Genomic DNA, 22672 nt, shown 5'->3' on the forward strand with positions numbered 1-22672 from the left:
AACTGGTGGTTTTGATTATGATTTCCAATCGGGCGCGTTGATGGGGAAGCCATGAACTTCAAGACTCTTTCTCAGCAGGGAGTCATGGTTCAACTTTTGTGAGGAGGTCCCCTTGTGGTACCTGCCGGTCTTGCAACTCTTGAAACGCTACTTGAAGATGTTTAATGGAACACGACACAGAATTTAGAATATACGATAATGTAGTACTTGAAAGATCAATTTATCACTAAAATGAAATTTACCAGGCTGTTGGCCTCGTTGATATTGTGCTGAGAAAGTATTGAAAAGCACAATAATTATTTCTGAAAATCCTCTACTAAAAGCGTTCATCTTTAATTGTTGTAATCAATTGTTCCATAAAAACATGGCTAGCTGCACATAAATGTTTATTCTTTCGATAAGCGATTCCAATTTGTGTGGTGATCACCGGATCTTGAATAGGAATCGTTTTGATGTGAATATTATCAATATAATCTAAGTAAGCTTTTGGTAGTATCGTAACACCGACACCTTTGCTTACCATTTGGATGATAGATTCCATTGTCGTCATTTCAAGTACTGGTTTTGGTGTGAAATTCAGTGACCGACACTGTTCATTAATAACTTGTCGTAAGAAATAGGTTTCAGGTAGTAAAATGGATGGTGTATCGTTTAAAATTTGAAGTGTTACAAATTCTTTTTGAGCAAAAGGATGATCTATAGGTACGGCAAGTGCAAGGTTTTCTTTAAAAATCGGAATCGCTTCCAAATCTTCATGTTCGAGAGGTAAAAAAACGATACCCAAATCTAGTTTATTTTGCAATAGGCCTTTGTAAATATCTCCAGTTCGTAACCCTTGTACAGAGAGTTCCACATTGGGATAAGCATTATGAAACCCGATAACTGTTGGGGGAAGCAGGTAATTAACAACTGTGAGTAGGGAGCCTATTTTAAGGGTGCCTCTCTCTAATCCCTGAAGCTCGCTAATTGCAGCACGTGCCTGAGAAATTTCATGAAACACATTGTAGCTGTGTTGTAACAATGTTTTCCCTGCATCAGTAAGTATATTTTTTTTGCCAATACGATTAAACAAAGGCATCCCAACTTCATGCTCTAACAAGGCAATTTGTTGACTAAGAGAAGGTTGGGCAATGCCTAACTTCTCGGCCGCACGTGTAAAGTGTAGCTCTTGACATAATACGATAAAGTATTCCAATTGTTTAAGTTCCACAGATTTCCTCCTCAAAGTACTTATATATAAATAATAGGTTATATCTATCATTTTACATTAAATTATTACAATAATCTAATTAATAAAATTAATTGAAGAAAATAAAAAGGAAGTCCTTTAGATTTAACCTTTTGGATGTGATACAATGAAAAATATAAAATGTTTTCTAGGGTTCCGCAATTCATATGATTGGTCTGGTCCGAGAGAAAACTCACAGCTATGCTGTGCCACGGAAGGATAAAAGCCTGGGAGATAACTGTTAAACAGTTTCTCTTAGGCTTTTTTATTTTGTTTTTATGTAAATACTAAAAAATGGAGGTAATATCAATGAGTAAAAACTGGATTAAGTTATTTGTTGCAGCCTTTTTAGAAGTTTTTTGGGTAATTGGATTGGCTCATGCATATGATTTTTGGACTTGGACTGCTACAGTGATTCTGATTATATTGAGCAATTATTTAATGATAACAGTAGCACAAGTACTTCCTGCTGGAACGGTTTATGCAGTTTTTGTGGGATTAGGTGCAGGAGGTACTGTTATTGCAGAAATTATATTCTTTGGAGAACCATTCAAATGGGAAAAAATTTTTCTAATAGCAGTACTCTTATCGGGAGTTATTGGATTGAAATTAGTTACAGATGATAAAAGTGACAAGATTGAGAAAGGAGTTAGATCATAATGGCTTGGTTAACTCTAATTTTAGCAGGTCTATTCGAAACTTTTGCTGTTGCTATGATTAATAAATTGTCTATAAAACGTAATTGGCAAACAGTTGTTTTAATTATTTTTGGGCTTGGATCAGCCCTTGGTCTTTTAAGTTATTCATTGCAAACGATTCCTATGGGAACAGGATACGCAATTTGGACAGGGATTAGTGTTGTAGGCAGCGCCTTAATTGGAATGATATATTTTGGAGAATCAAAAGATTGGAAAAGAATGCTCTTTATAACTTTAATATTAGGTTCTGCAATTGGATTAAAACTTATTTCTTAATTTAATATCGACATATCGACAAACTGTATTTTAATTACGAAATGACATTTGAAGAAAGAACTACGGTTACAGTATATACATCTGAGGAACATTGCCCTATATATGCAACACGCTCTTGTAAATCAAGAATGTACCAATGTTCCTCTTACTTCGCCTCCGAATTAACTATTATTTTTCTTAATGAATCATCAAAAAGACGTTTCAGCAAATTGATATGAATTGTAGTTGTTTTTATTTTAAGTAAACTCATTCTATATTAATGACTTATATTCGGGAAAAGAGCATACAATCGTATCAATCAATTAAGTATTGCTTTGATTACGTCTATATTACCGGTTGCTCTCGTATAAATTGTACGTATAATTGATTGATAAGATATCTTGGAGATAAAATGGGAAACTGTCTATTCGAACGAATATTTTTTCATTTTCTCTAGAGCCTCAATCTTGTTTGATTACTAGTAATCGAACTACTTCACAAAAAAGAGGTGATTACAATAGGAAACTTAAATGCAGGTTATGGTCTAGACTCGAATGGATTTATTTTAAGCGATGTCAGTAAAGACAAAATCGATGATGTCTATTTCCCTTGTATTCAAAAATCTATTGAGAGGCTTAAACATTTAATTCCTGAAACATTGCATAGTGTTTATGTGTACGGTAGTGTAGCAAGGGGAGAAGCGATTATAAAAAAATCCGATTTAGACCTTATCGCAATGTTCTATACCAAACTTAGCTCCGTTAAGTTAGCCGAATTAAAGAAGCTTGCCAAGGAACTATCCGAAAAATATCATACGTTAGTCAGGGATGTTGGAATAGCTATAGCATACTATGACTATACGATTGACCCCTCTAATTATTATGAAAATGCATTTCTTAAAGAACTTTGTGTTTGTGTGTATGGAGAGGATATAGGAGAACGATTTGGTCCATACAAACTTACGTCAGAGATAGCAATCCGTTTTAATGGAGATATTGGTGATGTTCTTAATCGGACGTTAAAAAGGTTAGAAACAGCTTCTATAGAAGATTTCAAAACAGGGACACAAAATTTTGCACGTAAGCTCATTCGAACATACTATTCAATGGTATTGGTACGTTCGCAGATTTGGACGACACGACTTCACGAACAATGCGAGGTATTTATTCGCTACTTTCCGGAAAAGGAATCAATAATTCGTACTTTGTTAGTTTGGATAGAAGCACCTCCGACAGACCGCGAGATGGTGTATGCATTTTTTAAGAGTGAGGGTGAGTGGGCTAGTGTGAACTTTTTAAATGAAGCCAAAATTCCTTATTAAATAAATGTATTATCGGTTACGATAGTCATATTAAAAAATAAATAAAAAAATCAATCCTTGAAAGTGGTGAAGATCCTTGAATAAAATTTTATTGCATCTAGAGGGGCTAGCTGTTTTGGCAATAAGTACTTATTTTTACTTTTATCTGCAATTTAGTTGGTTTGTGTATATCATTTTATTATTCGCACCAGACTTGTCAGCACTAGGATACTTGAAAAATAACAAGGTTGGCTCAATAGTGTATAATTTATTTCACACATATACTATACCAGTAGCAATCATAATCTTCAGTTTACTGATGCAAAATCATATTATTTTAATGATTAGTTTAATTTGGGTAGCTCATATAGGGATGGATAGATTGTTTGGCTATGGGTTGAAATATCCTGAAAAGTTTCAAGACACTCATTTGAATCGCATCTGAATCATTTTCAACAACGCGTACAATATGTGAATAAAATGGTACTAGAATGGTCATTTAGATGAAAAGCAATACGTGGGTATGAATATGAATGACCAAAATTTTAAATAGAAACAGTAGCTTTCCGTTTCATCGCAGTTAAACTGTTTTCATCTAGGTGCTTCGTAGCAGGCAAGTTTCGAACCTCTGAATTGATAAGCCAAAAGAGTGCCACGAGGAGTACAATCATTCCACATACTATAATAACATTTGGACTGCCAATCCATACACCTAAGCTACCACCAAGTAAAGAACCGATTGGTGCAGCAATTCCGGAAAGACTCGTTGCTGCCGTAAAAATTCGTCCTATTAAATGTTTCGGTGCTGTTTTTTGTAGCATGGTAAAAATGACAATGTTCAAAGCACCAGCAGGAATCCAAGCAATCATATAAAGGGTTAATGTAAGCCATGCGAATGGTACTAAAGCAGCAAGGACCCACAATGATCCCGCGAATAGATAGCCGAATGCATACATTTTACCGAGTGGAAAACGTTCAAGTTTTAATACAGGGGCGAGGAGTGCACCGATTAAGCTTCCTAAAGCAATGGACATTAATAAAAATCCTACATACTCTGTTCCACCAATCACTTCACCGAATGCGGGGAAAACGGCGACTGTTGCGGCTCCGACTAAATTCAATATAATAGCACCGTAAAGTAATTTAGCAAGAAAACTATTAAACATAAACGCTATTCCTTCTTTCAAATCACCTACATAGTTCTTAATAATATTTTTGAACGGTTTTTTCTCTGTTTGCTTTTCCGTTGTAGCTGCTACTTCCGTGCTTGCTGGAAGTTGAATAAAGTAAAAGATTGCTGCGCCAATTAAAAATGTAATGGAGTTAACCGTATATAAAGCAGATGGTCCAATTACTACGAACAGGATACCTGCCAATCCATTGAAAGATATATCGATACCTTGGTATGCGACTGTGAATAGAGAGTTTCCTTTTGTTAATTCTTCTTCAGGCAATACTTTAGGGAGTGCAGCCAATTGTGCTGGGAATATTAATATATTTAATGTTGTGATGATTGGTGTTAAAATTAGCACGAGTGCAACGGATAGAAAGTTAAACGTAGCTGCAATTGGTATAATTAGCAATAATCCAGCTTGAAATAATTGTGTTCTGACTAGTAAAGAACGAATGGGAATTCGGTCAATAAGTGGACCAGAGCAAAACTCGACAATTCGTGGCAAAATGGATAAAAAGCCAGCCAACCCTGTGTAGAAGGTTGAACCTCCAAGTTGATATATTAGTAGCATGGCAGCTACTGTATATAGACTGTCACCAATATTTGAGACAATTCTGCCAAAAAACATTAAACTGAAATTTCGATGCTTAAAAATTTTCACTTTGTTCCCCACTCCTTTTATTTTATTTTTCTTCCTCAGTTTTCTCTCTTCTAGAAACAAAGTTTACACCAATTACATATTCCTCAGTCCCGCTATATCCTGCTTTCGATGTTTTTACGACCCATTTCTTAATAAGATCTGTAAATTCTTCTAATAACTTTTCTTTATCTTCTTCATTCAGATACAATGCAGAACTCGAACTTACGGAAGAAGCTGCATTAAATCCTGGTTTTAGTTCAGGGTAAATTCCCTCAGGACTTTCAAACGAACTACTTCGTGCAAGATAGTATTTTTCAATAACACCTCCAACTGGTTTCTCTTCTACCAAATCAATCAGTTTCCCATTATAAAGTTTTTGGATATGATAATGGACATTTCCTGGTGATTCACCGATCTCTGTAGCGACTTGTTTGGATGTCTTAGCTGTTTCTTGGAGAACACTGATGATTTTTATTCTTAATGTGTTACCTAACAACTTTGATTGTTCAACTGAGATTGGAATAGATTTCTTTTTCTTGTTTATCATGGTTTTATCCTCCATCCATTTTGTATCATTTTTAATCTGCAATATTAGTTTGGTCTAAATAATTTATTCAATCTAAAAAAATAGATTGTAATATTATTATAGTCGATTACTAAAAAATGTAAACTACTTTTTTAAAAAAATTTTTATCTAAAAATGGGGGGATTTTCTAAATATTCTAAGCAAGTTGAACCTATTAGTGAGTATCGAGGTTGATTAGAGTTTTTGTGTTTAAATGTTGAAGTGGATATTGTATTTGTTGATCCCGATATACTTTTTAATTGTACGAATAAAATGATTATAATCCGTAAATCCTGACCGTTCTTATACAGAGAATACAAGGATGTTTTGTTTTAAAAGTTAACAAAACCGATATCTTCTGCATGAAGTGAATATACTGGGAAACTGTTGAACCAGGATACTCCTTAAAAATACGATTAATCGTATACAAAAGAGATATTAGAAATATATCAAGAAAGGTCTATTTTGGTACAGATCTTTTTAGAAACTCAGATTAACAATTTTTATTATCTCTTCAGAATGAAAAAGAAGGTGTATTTTACGAATCTGGTTTAATGCTTTCAAGTGCAAGAAGAATGCCAGAACTGGATCATTATGAAAACAGAGGCACTGAAAGAAGCGTTAACAACAGAATTATTCAGTGCAGATGTTCATCATAAAATGCTTGGAATTATAGGGATGGGGTGAATTAGTAAAGCAATTGCACAGAGAACTTATTTAGTTTAATATGGATATACTCTGTTATGGTTGCATGCCGAAACTGGATGCAGAAAAGTGTGTAAATGCAAATAAACATAAGTCTCGAAGGTCCGCTTAGAAATGCAGATTTTGATGCCTAATTACTCCTTTAACCGACAAAACAAGGGGAATGATTGACAAGAAAATAGTGAAGCCATCTGTTATTCTTAACAGATAAGAAAATATAAAGGGTTAGAATAAGCAAATTTTTCTAATAAATGTTTCCCTAGGCAGCATTATTGTAGAAAAGGACTTATTAAAGTATTAGTAATTATGAATTATTAAAGTTGAATAATGTTGTTACATTACCGCACATTGGATCAGCTACGTATGGAAAGAAAATGGGAGAATGAGCAGTTGAAATTTACGAGAAGGATTGAATGGTGAAAACCTAGGAATTTAGTAAACCCAGGTATATGAAAGGGAGTAAGGAAATGACAAAACAACTGAGACTAAGAGCATTTGAAGAAGATGATAATATCTTTTTACACAGATTAGTAAATGATCCTGAGATTATGTCTTACTGGTTTGAAGAGGCCTACTATTCGAAGACTAGATTAAGTGAAATATTTCAAAAAAAACAACAAGATAGTACTGTACGCAGTTTTATTTTAACAGATGGTGAGAAACCACTTGGTCTAATTCAATTATATGATATTGACTTTGTTCATCGCCATGCTGAATATGCGATCATGATTGATCCCGAGGCTCAAGGAAATGGCTATGCTACTATAGCGACGAATTTAGCATCAGATTATGCCTTTAAAGTGTTAAACTTGCACAAATTATATTTATATGTAGATGAAATAAATGAAAAAGCGATTCATATCTACGAAAAATGTGGGTATAAACGTGTTGCTACATTAGAAGAAGAATTCTTTGTCAATGGCGCTTATCATAATGCTGTCTTGATGAACATTTTTCAGCGAAATTATCTTGATTGAGAAGAATATAAATGATTGCGGCAATGGTAGTCGATACTGCACCTCAAAAATTAGAGGTAAAATCTAATTTCTGGGTGTTGTTTTCGTTGAATCTATATTGAAAATTCTATAGGAATATCGAGAAGTTACATTAGGATATAATTCATTACCTACGTATCCCTGATAAATTAAAATAAGCAGGAGGGTTCGTGAAGGTAATGAATTTTGGTAATGTGGTACTATCAGGGAAAGATTACTCTGTTCAATTTAAGTTAGATTGATTAAAGGGATAAAACTAGACGGGTAACCTAGAGAATGTGCTATAAATATATTTATTTTTATTAATTCATTTCCATAAAAGCTTGACGATAAGCCAAGCTTTTTGCTTGTTTAAAGTTGTGATTAAAAGGCTTCATTTTAACATACAAAGTCTATCCAATATAAATCTTTATGCCAGATTATGCTTGAAGGCATATACAACTGCTTGTGTCCGGTCCTGTACTTCAAGTTTGCTTAATGTATTGCTGACATGTACTTTTACGGTTTTGACTGCAATATACAATTCGTCAGCAATGTCCTGATTTGATTTCCCTTCAGCAATTAATAGAAGTATTTCCAGTTCACGAGGTGTCAGCTCCTCATGCGGCAATCGTTTCTGACGGAGTTTATGCATCATTTTCCCAGTTACTTCGGGTTCAAGAATAGATTCTCCATTGAAAGTGGCGCGAATAGCGGCAGCAATTTCACTTGCTTTGGAAGTTTTTAATAAATAGCTCATCGCGCCTGCTTCAAGTGCTGGATACACTTTTTCATCATCGATAAAACTCGTTACAACAATGATTTTTGCTTCTGGCCATTTGCTTATGATCTGCTCGGTCGCCTCAATTCCGTCCATTTCATCCATGACAAGATCCATCAAAATGATGTCGGGTTTTAATGACAAAGCTTTTTCTACTGCCGTCTTACCATCGTTCGCTTCTGCTATCACTTTCATATCAGGCTGTGCGGATAAATACGCACTGACACCAATTCGAACCATTTCATGATCATCTGCAAATAATATATTAATCATCGTTTTCACCATCCTCATGTATTGCTGGTATTTTCACTTCAATCCGTGTTCCTCTATTGGGTAAACTGACGACTTTGAAATCGCCGCCCAAATCTTGGCTTCTTTCTTTCATTGTATCTAGACCATAAGAACCTGTACCGGTATCCTTCATTTCGAAACCTTTACCATCATCAGAGATACGCATGATGATGAATCCTTCACGTTTGATAAGGGATATTTTTATTGATGCTGCTTCTGCATGGCGTAAGGTATTCGAAACAGCCTCTTGTAAGATACGAAATAACTGGTCTTCAATCCCTTTTTCAATCGAAAAATCTTCAATATTATAATCAAGTTCTATCGGCAAGCGGGACATGAGTTCAGAAAGTAAATCCATAATCCCTTCTTGTAGTTTCTTGCCTTTTAATTGTACCGGTCGCAAATGCAACAATAGAGCACGCATTTCCAGTTGTGATTGCTGAATCATTTTCTCAACCATTTTTATTTGATGGTTCAATGCCGGATCATCGGTCTGATTTGATTCCGTAATAGCAGACATCATCATCGATGCAGCAAATAACTGCTGGCTTACTGAATCATGTAAGTCTCTTGCAAGTCGGTTTCTCTCTTGCACAACAATTTCCTGTAGGCTTGCTTCTCTTTCATTTGCGCGTTCTGTTGCAAGACGTTGTGCATGTTCTACTTGTGATGCAATTTTTTTCTGTAATTGTTTAACCCGTTCATCGACTTGTTTAAGGTCTTTATATTCTTCATTGATAAGGGACTGCCCGTGAATTAATTGATCCAACTGTCTTTCCATATAATAAATATGTTGTTTCCACAATTGACTGCCAAGGATGCCAATAAGAAGTCCAGCAACGAGAATAATGATGCCAACTACTGCAAGATAAGATAAATTGAACAGTTTCGTTGTGATCAACGATTGGATATCTTCTATCGGAAACAATAAAAATGTAATGCCTAGGACAATACTTGTTACCAAAAACAAAACTAGTAAGTTGATAGCAATTTGACGTAGTATAATTCTCATATGCGTTTCACCTCGATATTCCCCGAGATAAGCGAAGTGACAATTTTCACTCTCGTTTTCGCATACGGATAATTTTCTGTCTGATAGGAAAGTTGCTGATTTAAGAGTTGCTCATGCTGTTTGTTCAAAATGTAGGCACGGCCAAAGATAGCACTATGATGTATCATGAAGTCTGTATCATATGGGATATAAATAGTTATATTCCCTATGCCATGCCGAATCGAAATGATTGCCGTATCATCAAGTGATACCGCATTGCTCAAGTCGATTACTCTGTCACCAACCCCACCCTGTATATTGATATCGCGCCATTCATATGCATTAGATTCAGTTTCTTCATTACCATAAAGTATTTGCCTAAATAGTGGATGCAATTTCACAAGTGGTTCATCTTGCATGATGATCGTATCTTTTGAGTGTTCTGGTTTCAAATAATGTTTATTTTTCGTTTTGGAATAATCAATCAGGAATAAGATGATAAATATTAGAACAAGAAAACGCACAGCCATCATGTTCAGAAAAGTAATGATCAACCCGATGATACCAATCCAGAAAACCACTTTTCCCCATGAAGTTTCTTGGTTCTTCCAGCCGACAAAGGCTGCTGCACCAAGGAAGACAGCCGTTGCAATCAGTCCACCGTGGAAGAAAAGGATTTCAATTACAAAAAGGATTATTCCAATTATTAAAATCCAGTTGACTGTTTGTGTGGATAATCGATTTAACATGGAAATAACCCCCTTTTCCTGAACGGTAACTTTAGATGAAAACAGACGCAATGGGAAGCGTCTGTTTTAGTATAGCATTATTTATAGTAGAAATCGCTAGGTTATGCGCGGTTTTCGTCTGAATTTTCCTTTGCAAAATTCATGTCTCTTTCCAAATCGGCGATACGCTGATCGAAGGTGCTCTCGTAATATGCTTTGTTCACTTTCTTTTCAATCCGGTCGATAAAGCTTTCCAGTTCATTGAAGCGGTTATAGGCATTTTCACCATCTCCATGAAGTACACGGTTGATTTGCTGATTGGTTCTGGCCACATTTTCTCGACCCATTAGTTCCATCTGTTTTAACTTCATGTCCTTCAATTTATGATTCATCTCTTTGTATTTGCTTTCGAGCTGTTCGATTTGGGCAATTGTATTTTCGCGGGAAGTTTTCATGCGTTTCGCACGTCTATCATATTCCTCATATTCCTTCATCGCATAATGATACAGTTCTTCTTCATTTGCCCGTTTGGCAATGTCTGCTTGACTTTTTCGTTTCATCGCTTGTTCTTCTGCTTGATGGTATTCATTTGTAAATTCTTCTTTCAATTTATAGTGACGCTGCAATAATTTTTTTACCTTTTCCTTTTCTATTTCCGATTGACGTAAATAGTTATTCAGTGCAGCAATCGGATTTTTCTCTTCCTTCTGGTCTAATAATTGATGTACGTCCGCTGATATCGCATCTTTTATTCGTGTAAATACATTACTCATGATTTAATCTCTCCTTTTATATGGTAGTCATTATTTTGTGAAGTGTCCCCACTCACGTTCGAAATTCGTAAATGGATCATTATTCATTTCAACTGTTGGTTCAATTGTGTCCTTGTTCCAGTTCTTGTATATCCAATATAAGACGAATGCTGCAGCAAGACCGATCACCGCATATATATTGGAAATGCCGATGGACAAAATGATTAGTCCGACTATGACCCAACCAATTTTAGATAGGGTGGAATGTGCTTTGATAAACCGCTTGAATACTAAGTATAAAAGCCAGACGCTTACGCCAAGCAAAACCATTGGTCCTAGATTTACGACCAAAATGATCAGTGCTGTCAAGCCTGCCAAAAACATAAGGAAATGTCGCATGGATTTCTGCCTCCTTTCTATCTTGATTCAAGTGTACCGGATTTACTTTCTTGTTATAATGAGCTGCAGGCATATTTTCTTCTAGGTCTCTAGGCTTAATTGGCTTGTTTGTTGTATTATTTTGGTAAACGTAGTGGGGAAAATAAAGAATCTTACATAGCAGTAAAACAGATAATCGAATGGAATTAGAAAGTAATAGGGGGTACCATTGTTTGCAGTCCAAACAAACGTAAAGAGCCATATAATTTGGAAAGGTAAATGCTTCTAATTAACATGTAATTTCGGGTACGTATATGAAAAGATTTTACTATGAACAAGTTTACATACATTCATTAACTATTTAGTTTATATGTTTTTATTCTGACATGGGAGATGAAGGGGACACAATATCCCATATAATGCTAACATGTTACAACCAATATCAAGGATTTTTTAACCTAAATAGCGTCAGGAAATGCTGTTCCTGACGCTATCCCATCTATATTGTTTTTAACAACTCCGCTTATTTCTTTATGATAGATTCATTACAACCGAAACACATATTCAAAGATGCTTTACTCTTTTAACATCTTGGTAAAAACTAATCAGTCTTCCATTTCCATCAGAGCGTTAAGTGCGATCTCAGCAGCCTGTGAGATTAGCGTATCGTCATACTCAGCATCCTCCGTATCATGTCGGGACAGAATTGCAATGACAATTGGTTCTTTATTTGGTGGCCAAACAATGGCAATGTCGTTTCTTGTTCCATAACTTGCGGCCCCGCTCTTATCACCAACCTCCCAATCTTCAGGTGCGCCCGCACGAATTAGTGTATCACCTGTAGCATTGTCTTTTAGCCAATCTGTGAACACTTCACGTTTATTACCTGAAAGTAAGTCGCTGACTGCGAATGCCTGAAGACTAGTGGCAAGAGCCCTCGGTGTGCTGGTGTCACGAGTATCTTCCGGGGTGAAGTTATTTAAATCTGGCTCCAAGCGTTCCGCCATCGTAACATTATCATCTATTTCTCTTAAGGCTTGTTCAAATCCATCAGGCCCACCTATTGCTTCAAATAAAAGGTTCCCCGCGGTGTTGTCACTGAACCGAACCGCCGCCTCAGCTAATTCCGAAAGGGTCATCCCAGTATCTACATGTTTCTCTGTAATCGGAGAGTAGGGCACTAAATCATCTTCTGTATAAGTAATTACTTCTTCGAGATCTTTCAAAGAGTTTTGCTGCAGCAAAATAGCTGCGGCTAAAGCTTTGTAAGTAGATGCAAAAGCAAATCTCTCTTCTGGTTTATATTCAATGATCTGATTTGAGCCTGTATCAATTGCATAGACACCAATCTGAGCGTCAAACTCATTCTCAAGTTGGGTAAACTTTTCATCTGTATTTACTGTTTGTTCTTCTTCATTCTTCTCTTTAGTCGGAGTGTCTTTATCTGCACAAGCAGTGAGTGTAATCGCTGTGACTAACAACATAACCAATGTAAAATGATGCATGCTAAATTTGCGAATATATCTTTTTATCAAATTCAAAACCTCTTTCTAGTTATAATCTATTCAAAATATAACTTTTTTATCTAGCAATGATGAAATATGTTTTCTACCAATTGATAATAAAATATTAATTTATAGGTTTGATGCCTTATCAATACTTACAACACCAACTTAAAATCACTGATGTAGCCAGCTAATACCTAATATTTCCCTCCTTTAATCTCCTTGACTACAACTGTAGTCTAATATTACAACTGTAGTCTATAGATGTCAATTCTTTTAACTTTAAAAATTTCTCACTATTTCTTTTAGGAAAAGATCATAAAGTCTATCATGCTTTAAGGCTATTAGTTTCAATCCTTTTACAAAGAAATTGATAAATTGATAAAATAATATTGAAATGTTAAACTTCGAGTACCACAAAAGACTTTTATAAAATCAATTGCAATAAAAGTTGTTAAAATTTCTTAATAGAAATCATCGGAATGTAAAGCATTAATAATGATACTTCGGAAGGCGGAGGTAAAAGAAGTATGTTTTTCACTCATTTAGTCACAAGTTTAATAGCATCCTCTGTTACGATAGTAGTTATTTTGCTTATTAGGAGATTGTTCTCTAAGCAACTTTCAGCGAAATGGCAATACAATCTTTGGTTTTTATTATTAATCGCATTAACTCTTCCATTTATACCGAAGCAGTTGATTGATTTTAAAAATCATTTTATTTTTTTTGATATTAATCAAAGCAATACAGTTGGTGACTCTTCTATTAGCACTACTGAAGCTTCTAAATTTAGTGACGTAAACTGGATGCAAGACTTTGCGATACCTGTCCATCATCTTAATCTGAAATTCTTAAATGTTGGATTAACAAGTATTTGGATTGCAGGCATGTTCGTTATGGCTGTTCTATTCCTACATGGGTGGTTCAAATTAAAGAAAATTAAAAATACGACAAAAGTCTTGAACAATAAAGATATTTTACACGTATTTGAACGATGCAAGCATCAGTTAAATATATCTAAACCGTTAATTGTAGGTGAGTCATCACTTGTCAAATCTCCCATGACATTCGGTCTATTTAAGACCTATGTTGTCTTGCCGGTACATCTTGATGAATGGATGTCCATAAAGGATATCGAATATATTTTTATGCATGAACTTCATCACTATAAATACAATGATATAGCAACGAATTACCTCATTATCATGTATCAAATTTTGTATTGGTTTAATCCGCTTGTATGGATTGCTTTTAAAAAAATGAGATTGGATCGTGAGATAGCTTGTGATACAGCTGTTTTGAACTCTTTAGAGGAGGATTGTCATGCAGATTATGGGAATGCAATTATTAATTTCGCAGCCCTAATATCACACTCAAAAAACTTTGCTTTGGCCAATCAGTTTAATGGGTCTAAGGAGCAAATGAAAAAACGGATTGAAAAAATTGCATCATTTACCATTGAGTCAAAGTGGATGAAGTTGAAGAGTATTTCAATTTTTACCCTTATTGGTGTATTTGTAGCGATTCAGGTTCCATTTATTTCTGCAATGGCTACTCCTAATGACCGTTACGATTTTAATAATAAGAATACGCTTTATGAGGATTTAAGCCCTTATTTTAATGGTTACGATGGAAGCTTTGTATTATATGATATGAAAGCTGATCAATATAGTATTTATAATAAAGATAAAAGCACGCTAAGAGTTTCCCCGAACTCTACTTACAAAATATATGGCGCATTACTTGGATTAGAGTCAGATGTAATAACTAGAGACAATTCCACGATGAAATGGAATGGAAAGAAATATCCGTATGAATCTTGGAATATGGACCAAAATGTATCAACTGCCATGAAAAATTCAGTAACCTGGTATTTTCAGGAATTGGATCAAAGAATTCCACGTGAAACAGCTCAAGCTTATCTGGAACAGATGGGTTATGGAAATTATGATCTTTCTGGCAGATCGGACTATTGGCTTGAATCTTCATTAAAGATTTCTCCAATTGAACAGGTACAATTACTATCAGCTTTTTATACAAATCAATTTGAATTCGAGGATAAGAATATTCAAACTGTTAAAGATTCCCTACTATTAGAGGAAGACAACGGTTACCGCCTCTCTGGGAAAACGGGTACAGGTAATGTTAACGGCAGGAATATAAGCGGTTGGTTCATTGGATATGTTGAAACCAAGGACAATACTTACTTCTTTGCAACTAATATACAAAATGAAGATAATAGTTATGGAAGCAAGGCAGCGGAAATCACATTATCAATTTTAATAGATAAAGGAATCTATTCAGGAAATAAGAGACTGGATTGAAGCATGTTGCACCAAAATTGGAAGGAGGAGAATCAGGTTGACGAAAGAAATCCCTAATATTTCTGAATCAGAATGGGAAGTAATGAATGTTCTGTGGGAAAAAGCTCCCCAAACGGCTAGTGACGTTATATCGACTTTGCAGGAGCAGACAGATTGGAAGCCTAAAACAGTACGCACTCTTTTGGATCGTCTCGTTCATAAAAAAGTGATAGGTGTCAATAAAGATAAGAGGGTCTATACGTTTTTCCCACTTTATTCGCAAGATGAATGTCAACGCGCTGAGGCACATTCTTTTGTTAAACGAATTTATGGTGGGGCGTTAAAGTCGATGCTCGTTCAATTCGTTCAGGATGATTCTTTGTCGGAAGAAGAGATCAGAGAATTACGTTCCATTTTGAATGAAAAGCCTGACAAAAAGTAATAGTCCATTGAAAAAGTCATAGAAAGAGAGAGTTTGAAGGGATCGGCATTGAAAAATACGGAGATGAAACGACACTTAAGTTGGTTCCCGTTCCGACAGACCATTAGGACCTAACGACCTACTTATTTCAATAAAGGCTAGTGGTGTAAACCCTGTAGACTGGAAAGGACGGGAGGGACATTTGAAAGAAAGCTTTCCGTATAAATTCTCTCTAATCTTGGGATGGGATGCAGCAGGTAGGGGGCAGCTGTTGGAACAGATGTAAAAGAATTTCGATTTGGAGATAACGTATTCTTCCGGCCAAAAATGGAGAAACAAGGTACGTAAGCAGATGAAATTGTTGTTCCTGCAAATCTATCGTATCGCTAATGATTAATAATTATGTGTTTTTCCAGTTATCTGAGTTTATTACAGAGAATCCAAAAAGTACAACGCATGTTTTCCATATTGTCAGTTTGTTTTGGGTATCAATGCAATATCCTATTTCTAGGTGGATGTACTTTTTGGTATCTTTCTCGTTGGAACAGGTACCATTCTTTCAGCTGCTCTATACCGATTTGGTTATCTATGGATGCTAGGTATCGTTGTAGGCTTAGGAGTAGTTGGATTTCTTTGGTTTACATTAGGAGATATGAGCGGAATAATCAAATGGACATTAGAAAATATGTATTTGTTCCTTCATTTGTTAGCCGGATTAGGGATTGTATGTATCGTACTCACATATCCGGTCATTAAGCGTGTTACGTTATAGGTATAATTCAAAATGGCTCTGGACTTCTGGTTCATAGTTCTAAACAAAAATCCCTACCAAATAAAATGGTAGGGATTCTTAACGTGGAAATCCACTAAAAGTACTATATACAAACGAAAAGAACTTATTTAACTATTACATGAAAATTCTTCATTTATTGAAGTTGCCATACACTAGAATCTCCAGGTATATCTCCTTGCGTCCACCATAATGCTTTATATATTTTACCATCATATAAAACAATATCCCCATTTGTATAGGCTGTATTGGCGTTCCATTCTAAAACTTCCGGATCCTCTCCATTCTCTTCTTCCGTAACAAGGACCCAAACGTTAGATTCTCCCGGAGTTTCTCCCTGTGTCCACCACTGTGCTCGATATGTTTTACCATTATAAGTTACTGTATCTCCAGCTAGATACACTTTTGTTGCATCCCAATCTGATTCATTTTCACCTGGTTCTCCCGGCTCACCTGGCTTTCCAGGTTTTCCCGGTTCGATAAATTCACCATCAAAATTCGCATCGATTACTTGGTAAAAAGCATTAGGAGTATCAGCCACTTCCCAATAAGCTAGGATAACATGATACCCTGTACGTTCTGGGATAACACAATCGTGTGATACACTGTAATCGGGACGTTTTCCTCCATCATCAATGGAACAAAATAACTCGAGATCAGATCTTTTTAATGGTGTATTAGGATCCCAATTTTCTTTGGTAATATAATAATCCCAATTTCTAGTAGCGTGAGCTGCTGTTAATGTCCAACGAAATGTGTAAGCACCACTCGACATCGCAACTTTTGCCCATCGATCTTCGCTTTGTTCATCTAGTTTCGGAAAAACACCTCCACCACTAGCAATTTGCCCATCTGGTACACCAGCTTGTGGGAAATCCCCAGGTCCTTCAATACTTTGTGGTTCATAAATAACTCCACCACAATCAAAGTTAATTCCTTTTTGACATAGGACAGCTCTACTTTCTGGACTATTTACATATCCATGTGCAGACGCTTTCGTACTGAATCCAAAGGAAAGCGCTATCATTATTGAAATACCAAATAACAAATAAATAGGATTAAACTTCATTGTACGTAATTCCAACTTAAATCATCCTTCCATTTTTATTTACTATTCCTAATCATGATGCACGTGATCATTTTTCCTCCTATCAATTTTATTATAACGTTATAATGTTATTGTATGGAAGGTAATTACATAAGTAAAGGGTATAAAGGACTGTTTTAGAAATTAGATGGAGACAAAAATTTGTATTTGCAATAATTATCAGAATAAATAAAATACTAACTTGACAACGGACCTGCCATTAACTATTATATACATTATAATCTTATAACATTATAAAATTTTAGCGGATAATAGATTATATGAGTTACCTTTAGTTCACTATAAAAAAATGTATTGGAGGAGGATTATTTTTGAGAGCGGTTACAAAATGGTGGAAAGGAAGAGTATCTATTATATTTTTTATTCTATTATTAGTATCATCTGTATTACTACTTGATCATTTTCAAAAGAATAATAGTGTGCAAGCCCAAGAGAATTTCAAAGTAGTTGGATATTATACCTCTTGGGGACCACCTGGAAACCTAAATCCAAACAACATCACTCATATCAATTTTGCATTTGCAGATGTGTGTTGGGATGGGGAACATGGAAATCCAGAAGTTTGGGTACCTGAAGGAGAAAGTAATACATGGGCTTGTACTGACTTACAAGGAAATGAAGCTGAAATTCCAAATGGAAGTGTTGTTTTAGGTGATCCTGAAAGTGATATAAGGGCTCTACAAACATTACGTGAATTAAAACAAATAAACCCTGATTTAAAAACACTTGTTTCCATCGGAGGATGGTCATGGTCTTATAATATTTCTCTTGCAGCAAGAACAGAGGAATCTCGAAAAATATTCGCCGAATCGGCTGTAGCATATATTCGAGAATTTGGAATGGATGGGGTTGATCTTGATTGGGAATACCCTGTAGAGGGAGGGATGTGGAATAATCATCGAGATCCTAGTGATAAGGAAAACCATACATTATTGTTAAAAGAAATCCGTCAAGCCCTTGATAATGCGGAAGCAGAAGATGGGAAAGAATATTTATTAACAATAGCCTCAAGTGTAAGTTTTTCTTATCCGACTAATAACGAATTAGACAAAATAGCCGAAATTGTAGATTATATTAATATTATGACATACGATTTTAATGGAACTTGGGCTCCAATGAGCGCACATAATGCACCATTATATGAAGATCCCCAAGCGGTAGAGGCTAATGTTCATCCTTATCATATTGATCAAGCGATTAATGGGCATCTAAATGCTGGAGTACCTGCAAATAAACTAGTCATGGGACTGCCTTTTTATGGGCGTTCTTGGGGAAATTGTAACCAAGACAATAATGGTGAAATGACCACGATAAATGGTGGATATCAGTTATGTGAGGGTAACGGTGGCGGTGACCTAGAACCCGGAGTATATAGTTATGATTATATTAGGGGGAATTTGGTTAATAAAAATGGTTTCAAATACTATTGGAATAATAATGCAAAAGTTCCTTACTTATACAACGACGAGATAGGAGAATTTATTACATTTGATAACGTAGAGTCAATCGGATATAAGGTGAATTATATTAAAGAAAAAGGCCTTGCAGGTGCGATGATTTGGGAACTAAGTCAAGATGATGAAGAATATAATCTATTAAAAACAGTTTCCAGTGGATTAGGTATTTCTAACGAACAACCAAAACCAGAGCCTGAAGAACCAGAAGACGGTGATGGTACAGAAGATGATGAGGATAAAGGTAAGGAAGACGGTACTGAAGAAGATGAGGACAAAGGTAAGGAAGACGGTACTGAAGAAGATGAGGACAAAGGTAAGGAAGACGGTACCGAAGAAGATGAAGACAAAGGTAAGGAAGATGGTACAGAAGAGGATGAGGACAAGGACACAGATGATGATTCTGAAGATAACGGGGACAAAGATAAAGAAGATGATTCCGATAAAAACGAGGACAAAGATAACAGTTTAGAAAATAATGGAGAGACCGGTAAAGATAATAATGGTAGCAAAGAATCCGGTCAGAAGTTACCAGCGACTGCAACTAATATGTTCAATACATTAGCAGTAGGAGCCCTTATTATTATAATAGGGTTCGGAATATACTACTTTCAAAGAAGAAAAAGAAGGAAGGTAAAGTAGCAGGTCTCTAATACTTTTATTATATGTATTTCTATTAGTGAATGAAGAGAGAAAATAGTAGCTATCAATAACAATACAGCTTAAAAAAATGTACGTTCAATCAATAAATTTTTGCTTTCCCCATTTTTAAAAGCAAACATTTATCATTACAAACTATTATCCACTTTAGGAACTTATAATGAAAATGATCTTATAAAACAGTAAATCTCTAATGGTTTACTGTTTTTTCTTTATTGATTAAAGAATTGAACCGCAAAAAACAAGAAGAAACTTGCACTCTTTTACTAGTAAACTAAGAGCTAAAAAGGGGTGTAATCATGAATAATAAATCAATTGGATTGTTTCAAGGAATTGCGTTATATATTGCAGCTATTCTAGGTTCGGGTGTTCTTTTTTTATCGGGAGTTACTGCCTCAATGGCAGGCCCTGCTTCTATAGTATCCTGGCTTATTGTTACTATAATCAGCTTTCCGCTTGCTTATTCCTTTGCTTGTCTAGCAAAAAAATACCCGGATGCAGGGGGAGCAGCAACTTTTGTTAGAATTTCTTTCGGATACCATCTTGGTAATATTGTCGGGTGGTTTTACTTTGTAACAGCAGCAGTTGGTCAAACAATTGTTTCTTTAACCGGTGCCTATTATGTCAGTCAGGCATTTGGATTTTCAAATGTTACAACAACAGTGATTGCCATTTTGATATTAGTAATAGCAGGGGCCTTCAATTATTATGGCGTAAATGTTAGTGGTAAAGTTGCACTGATTTTAAGTACCTTATTACTGATTCTTTTGCTGGTAGCTGTATGTGTTTCACTTCCAAGAATACAATGGGGGAATTTTACACCCATTGCTCCAAATGGATGGTTTTCAGTTGGGAGTGCTATAACTATTATTTTTTGGTCCTTTTTCGGGTGGGAAGCAATTTGTAATTTAGCGGAGCACTTTAAAAGACCTGAAAAAGATATTGTCAAAGCGTCAATAATTAGTGCAATTGTTATAGGACTATTATTTTTAGCATTAAGCTTTGTCACTATTGGAACAGCAACGTATGGCAATCAAGAAAGCAGCCTATCTCCTATTGGTGTTATAATGGAAGATACAATAGGAGTAGGTGCCAAAATTGTCACTGCCATTTTGGCGTTAATTATTTGTACAGGAACATCAAATGCTTTTGTAGCTAGCCTCACGCAATTAGGGTATTCATTAAGTAGAGATGGTGCTTTTCCAACGATTTTTTCAAAACGACATGTAATTACTCAAATTCCAAGACGAATGGTATTATTTATTATTAGTTTTTCGATAACAGGTGTTATAGTGACGAAATTTTTATCGTTGACTTTTGATGATATTTTGTTCATTCCAACTTCTTTAGGGATTCTAGTTTATGTTCTTTCCATGGCAGCAGGTGTCAAGTTATTTAAGAAGAACACTTTGGCATGGTGGGCATCATTAACCTCTTTAATTTTATGTTTGTTGGTAATCCCATTTTTTCAGTTATATATATTTGTTCCATTAATTGTCTTAGTAATATATGCGGTTTATATGATTATAGGTAAGAAGGTTTTTACATATAAGGGGGCTTAATATCTAATGAAGGATAAAAATAACCTTTCCGAAGATACAATGTGGGAAGCGACGTTATTATGTGATGCTGCATATGACGGAATTTTCTTTTATGCGGTAAAGACAACTGGAATTTTCTGTCGTCCTTCTTGCAAGTCTAGGGTTCCCAATGGTGAAAATGTATCTTTTTTTGGGTCAGCGGATGAAGCTCAAAGGGCAGGCTATAGACCATGTAAAAGATGCCGACCTGATTTAAGCTATAGAAAATATGATCCGTTTGATTTTATTTTAGAGGATACTATGCGATTGATAAAGAATAACTATATTCAAAACATGTCTTTACATGATATTGCATCAAATGTAGGAGTTAGTCGTTTTCATTTAAATCGGATATTTAAAGAAAGAACAGGATGCACACCTAGAATGTATTTAGAAAAAGTTAGAGTAGATAAAGCAAAAGAATTACTTTTAACAACGGAATATAATAGTACGCAGATTGGTTACCAAATAGGGTATCAAAGCATCTCTAGTTTTTATAATGCATTTAAACGAAATACGGGATTTTCACCAAGTCAATTCCGTACTCATCATGCTAGTAATACCTTAAATCAAAATCAGGATTGAGTTCATAATTTGAAACAAAAAAAGAACAAATATTACAGTTAACTTAACCACACGATCATAGAAAAAGAGAAGTATAGTAGTATTTAAGAAATGATTGGAAGTGAAAATGTGCAAAAGAATATTCTACTTGTAGAAGATGATGTAGATATTAGTAAATTGGTTACAAGCCATTTGGAACAGGAAAATTTTACAATATTCACTGCATTTGACGGAGAAGAGGCTTTAACTCTTCTTAGAAAAAACAAATTTGATTTGATCTTGCTTGATTTAATGCTTCCTAAGTTAAGCGGAATGGATTTTTTGAAACAGATAAGATCAACAAATTTAATTCCTGTACTGATAATTTCAGCAAAAGGGACTGATATAGATAAAGCGTTAGGTCTCGGTTTTGGAGCTGACGATTATATTAGCAAGCCCTTTTCTATGATAGAATTAACCGCCAGAGTACATGCTGCTATTCGAAGAGCAACACAATATCTTCCAAAAGAGAATCAATCTAAGCCTACTACCATACATTTTAAGGAGCTTTCCCTTGATTTAAACACCTTTTCAGCAAAAATTAAGGATAAATATGTCCAGCTTACATCAAAGGAGTTTCATATGTTAAAGCTTTTTATGACAAACCAAAACAGAGTATTTACGAAGGAGCAAATTTACAATTTTATTTGGGAAGACGACTATTATGGAGATGAAAATGTGATAAATGTTCATATCAGAAGGCTTCGGAAAAAAATTGAAGACGATCCGTCTAAACCAAAGTATATTCAGACGATTTGGGGAATTGGATATAGGTTGGGTGAATAGCT

The 22672-nt window shown here is 35.2% G+C and carries 24 protein-coding genes and 1 riboswitch; of the genes, 14 read left to right on the forward strand and 10 right to left on the reverse strand.

From position 1 onward, the window contains the following. Positions 1-316: 316 nt before the first annotated feature. Positions 317-1210: a LysR family transcriptional regulator gene (locus SPD48_RS10580; protein ID WP_336258081.1), complete on the reverse strand. Its 894-nt coding sequence runs from the start codon at positions 1208-1210 to the stop codon at positions 317-319. Between the two features lie 155 nt (positions 1211-1365). Next, positions 1366-1464, forward strand: a riboswitch (guanidine-I (ykkC/yxkD leader). A 73-nt stretch (positions 1465-1537) separates the two neighbouring features. Here SPD48_RS10580 and SPD48_RS10585 point away from each other — a divergent pair. The 4 genes from SPD48_RS10585 to SPD48_RS10600 all read left to right on the forward strand — a co-directional run bounded on the left by SPD48_RS10585 (position 1538) and on the right by SPD48_RS10600 (position 3926). Next, complete coding sequence (locus tag SPD48_RS10585; protein ID WP_336258082.1) at positions 1538-1888, forward strand: DMT family transporter; 351 nt, start codon at positions 1538-1540, stop codon at positions 1886-1888. Then, positions 1888-2202 carry a DMT family transporter gene (locus tag SPD48_RS10590; RefSeq protein WP_336258083.1) on the forward strand — a complete coding sequence of 105 codons (315 nt, stop codon included), beginning with the start codon at positions 1888-1890 and terminating at the stop codon, positions 2200-2202. Before SPD48_RS10585 ends, SPD48_RS10590 begins: the two co-directional genes overlap by 1 nt. Positions 2203-2689: 487 nt before the next feature. Further along, positions 2690-3502 (forward strand): nucleotidyltransferase domain-containing protein, encoded by an 813-nt coding sequence (locus SPD48_RS10595; protein WP_336258084.1) that lies wholly within the window; start codon positions 2690-2692, stop codon positions 3500-3502. 76 nt (positions 3503-3578) lie between these two features. Then, complete coding sequence (locus SPD48_RS10600; RefSeq protein WP_336258085.1) at positions 3579-3926, forward strand: DUF4260 domain-containing protein; 348 nt, start codon at positions 3579-3581, stop codon at positions 3924-3926. Positions 3927-4026: 100 nt separating this feature from the next. Here SPD48_RS10600 and SPD48_RS10605 read toward each other — a convergent pair whose 3' ends face one another. Both SPD48_RS10605 and SPD48_RS10610 read right to left on the reverse strand, forming a co-directional pair. Further along, complete coding sequence (locus SPD48_RS10605; protein ID WP_336258086.1) at positions 4027-5316, reverse strand: MFS transporter; 1290 nt, start codon at positions 5314-5316, stop codon at positions 4027-4029. A gap of 22 nt (positions 5317-5338) precedes the next feature. Beyond that, on the reverse strand, positions 5339-5842 hold the full coding sequence (locus tag SPD48_RS10610) for an ArsR/SmtB family transcription factor (RefSeq protein ID WP_336258087.1): 504 nt from the start codon (positions 5840-5842) through the stop codon (positions 5339-5341). 582 nt (positions 5843-6424) lie between these two features. Here SPD48_RS10610 and SPD48_RS10615 point away from each other — a divergent pair. Together SPD48_RS10615 and SPD48_RS10620 are read left to right on the forward strand one after the other, a co-directional pair. Beyond that, positions 6425-6547: a hypothetical protein gene (locus SPD48_RS10615; protein ID WP_336258088.1), complete on the forward strand. Its 123-nt coding sequence runs from the start codon at positions 6425-6427 to the stop codon at positions 6545-6547. 485 nt (positions 6548-7032) lie between these two features. Beyond that, complete coding sequence (locus SPD48_RS10620; protein ID WP_336258089.1) at positions 7033-7542, forward strand: GNAT family N-acetyltransferase; 510 nt, start codon at positions 7033-7035, stop codon at positions 7540-7542. A gap of 427 nt (positions 7543-7969) precedes the next feature. Here SPD48_RS10620 and SPD48_RS10625 read toward each other — a convergent pair whose 3' ends face one another. From SPD48_RS10625 to bla, 6 genes are all read right to left on the reverse strand, one after another. Continuing rightward, a complete protein-coding gene (locus SPD48_RS10625) occupies positions 7970-8593 on the reverse strand; it encodes a response regulator transcription factor (protein ID WP_336258363.1) in 624 nt (207 codons plus the stop codon). Next, positions 8586-9623, reverse strand: a complete 1038-nt coding sequence (locus SPD48_RS10630; protein ID WP_336258090.1) for a sensor histidine kinase — start codon at positions 9621-9623, stop codon at positions 8586-8588. The genes SPD48_RS10625 and SPD48_RS10630 overlap by 8 nt, the downstream gene beginning before the upstream one ends. Beyond that, positions 9620-10351: a cell wall-active antibiotics response protein LiaF gene (gene liaF, locus SPD48_RS10635; protein WP_336258091.1), complete on the reverse strand. Its 732-nt coding sequence runs from the start codon at positions 10349-10351 to the stop codon at positions 9620-9622. The genes SPD48_RS10630 and liaF overlap by 4 nt, the downstream gene beginning before the upstream one ends. 101 nt (positions 10352-10452) lie before the next feature. Then, positions 10453-11103, reverse strand: coding sequence for a PspA/IM30 family protein (locus SPD48_RS10640; RefSeq protein ID WP_336258092.1), 651 nt, complete (start codon positions 11101-11103; stop codon positions 10453-10455). Between the two features lie 30 nt (positions 11104-11133). Then, positions 11134-11481, reverse strand: a complete 348-nt coding sequence (locus SPD48_RS10645; RefSeq protein WP_336258093.1) for a lmo0954 family membrane protein — start codon at positions 11479-11481, stop codon at positions 11134-11136. A gap of 584 nt (positions 11482-12065) precedes the next feature. Beyond that, positions 12066-12944, reverse strand: a complete 879-nt coding sequence (bla, locus tag SPD48_RS10650) for a class A beta-lactamase (protein ID WP_336258094.1) — start codon at positions 12942-12944, stop codon at positions 12066-12068. Between the two features lie 551 nt (positions 12945-13495). Between bla and SPD48_RS10655 the strand changes: the two genes are divergently transcribed. From SPD48_RS10655 to SPD48_RS10665, 4 genes are all read left to right on the forward strand, one after another. Then, a complete protein-coding gene (locus SPD48_RS10655; RefSeq protein ID WP_336258095.1) occupies positions 13496-15289 on the forward strand; it encodes a BlaR1 family beta-lactam sensor/signal transducer in 1794 nt (597 codons plus the stop codon). A gap of 37 nt (positions 15290-15326) precedes the next feature. Next, on the forward strand, positions 15327-15710 hold the full coding sequence (blaI, locus tag SPD48_RS10660) for a penicillinase repressor BlaI (protein WP_336258096.1): 384 nt from the start codon (positions 15327-15329) through the stop codon (positions 15708-15710). Positions 15711-15840: 130 nt separating this feature from the next. Then, the gene (locus SPD48_RS19960; RefSeq protein WP_442962149.1) at positions 15841-15975 is read left to right on the forward strand and encodes a hypothetical protein; all 135 of its coding nucleotides are present in this window, start codon (positions 15841-15843) and stop codon (positions 15973-15975) included. Positions 15976-16200: 225 nt separating this feature from the next. Beyond that, a complete protein-coding gene (locus SPD48_RS10665; protein WP_336258097.1) occupies positions 16201-16461 on the forward strand; it encodes a hypothetical protein in 261 nt (86 codons plus the stop codon). 154 nt (positions 16462-16615) lie between these two features. Here the strand turns inward: SPD48_RS10665 and SPD48_RS10670 are convergent, their stop codons facing one another. Continuing rightward, positions 16616-17506, reverse strand: coding sequence for a lytic polysaccharide monooxygenase (locus tag SPD48_RS10670; protein ID WP_442962150.1), 891 nt, complete (start codon positions 17504-17506; stop codon positions 16616-16618). A gap of 392 nt (positions 17507-17898) precedes the next feature. Between SPD48_RS10670 and SPD48_RS10675 the strand changes: the two genes are divergently transcribed. The 4 genes from SPD48_RS10675 (at position 17899) to SPD48_RS10690 (ending at position 22670) form a co-directional block, all read left to right on the forward strand. Further along, complete coding sequence (locus SPD48_RS10675; protein WP_336258099.1) at positions 17899-19683, forward strand: glycoside hydrolase family 18 protein; 1785 nt, start codon at positions 17899-17901, stop codon at positions 19681-19683. Positions 19684-20000: 317 nt separating this feature from the next. After that, entirely contained in the window at positions 20001-21263 is a 1263-nt protein-coding gene (locus tag SPD48_RS10680; RefSeq protein WP_336258100.1) for an APC family permease, read from the forward strand. A gap of 6 nt (positions 21264-21269) precedes the next feature. After that, complete coding sequence (locus SPD48_RS10685) at positions 21270-21866, forward strand: bifunctional transcriptional activator/DNA repair enzyme AdaA (RefSeq protein WP_336258101.1); 597 nt, start codon at positions 21270-21272, stop codon at positions 21864-21866. A 108-nt stretch (positions 21867-21974) separates the two neighbouring features. Next, positions 21975-22670, forward strand: a complete 696-nt coding sequence (locus SPD48_RS10690) for a response regulator transcription factor (RefSeq protein WP_336258102.1) — start codon at positions 21975-21977, stop codon at positions 22668-22670. Positions 22671-22672: the final 2 nt, after the last annotated feature.

Source organism: Pseudogracilibacillus sp. SE30717A (assembly GCF_037071985.1).
Lineage (GTDB): Bacteria > Bacillota > Bacilli > Bacillales > Amphibacillaceae > Pseudogracilibacillus.